The organism is Shinella sp. JR1-6 (assembly GCF_004284735.1).
Lineage (GTDB): Bacteria > Pseudomonadota > Alphaproteobacteria > Rhizobiales > Rhizobiaceae > Shinella.
Window position 1 is genome coordinate 1 of the sequence record NZ_SHMI01000115.1, and the last position, 1,185, is coordinate 1,185.

Below are 1,185 nucleotides of genomic sequence, written 5' to 3' on the forward strand. Positions count from 1 at the left end.
TGGGGTCACGCTTCTTCCGAAGTTACGCGTGCAATTTGCCGAGTTCCTTCAGCAGAGTTCTCTCAAGCGCCTTGGTATGCTCTACCTGACCACCTGTGTCGGTTTCGGGTACGGTCTATACGGTGGAGCTATTTCCTGGAACCGCTTCCCCGCCCAGACAATCCAATAAGTCTGAACAAGTTACGCAATCCGTCACTACCACCAGGCCCACGAATATTAACGTGGTTCCCATCGACTACGCGTGTCCGCCTCGTCTTAGGGGCCGGCTAACCCTGCTCAGATTAACTTTAAGCAGGAACCCTTGGTCTTTCGGCGAGAGGGTCTCTCACCCTCTTTATCGTTACTCATGTCAACATTCGCACTTCCGATACCTCCAGAGGCCCTCACGGGTCCTCCTTCGCAGGCTTACGGAACGCTCCGCTACCACGTATCTTGCGATACATCCTCAGCTTCGGTGCATGGCTTTAGCCCCGTTACATTTTCGGCGCAAAGACCCTTATTTAGACCAGTGAGCTGTTACGCTTTCTTTAAATGATGGCTGCTTCTAAGCCAACATCCTGGTTGTTTTGGGATCCTCACATCCTTTCCCACTTAGCCATGACTTGGGGACCTTAGCTGGAGGTCAGGGTTGTTGCCCTTTTCACGACGGACGTTAGCACCCGCCGTGTGTCTGCCGACTAGTACTCTCAGGTATTCGGAGTTTGGTTAGGATCAGTAAGACGGTGAGTCCCCATAGCCCATCCAGTGCTCTACCCCCTGAGGTATTCGGTCGACGCTCTACCTAAATAGATTTCGCGGAGAACCAGCTATCTCCGAGTTTGATTGGCCTTTCACCCCTAGCCACAAGTCATCCCAATCTATTGCAACAGATGCGGGTTCGGTCCTCCAGTTGGTGTTACCCAACCTTCAACCTGCTCATGGCTAGATCACTCGGTTTCGGGTCTAATGCAACTAACTATGATCGCGCTATTAACACTCGCTTTCGCTGCGCCTACACCTACCGGCTTAAGCTTGCTAGTTACACTAAGTCGTTGACCCATTATACAAAAGGTACGCTGTCAGGCTTGCGCCCTCCAACTGCTTGTAGGCAACCGGTTTCAGGTTCTATTTCACTCCCCTTGTCGGGGTGCTTTTCACCTTTCCCTCACGGTACTTGTTCGCTATCGGTCATGCACGAGTACTTAG

Annotated in this window: 1 rRNA gene; it reads right to left on the minus strand. The window is 52.0% G+C overall.

The window, feature by feature from the left end:
• Window positions 1-1,185, minus strand: a 23S ribosomal RNA gene (locus EXZ48_RS34620); the annotation flags it as partial.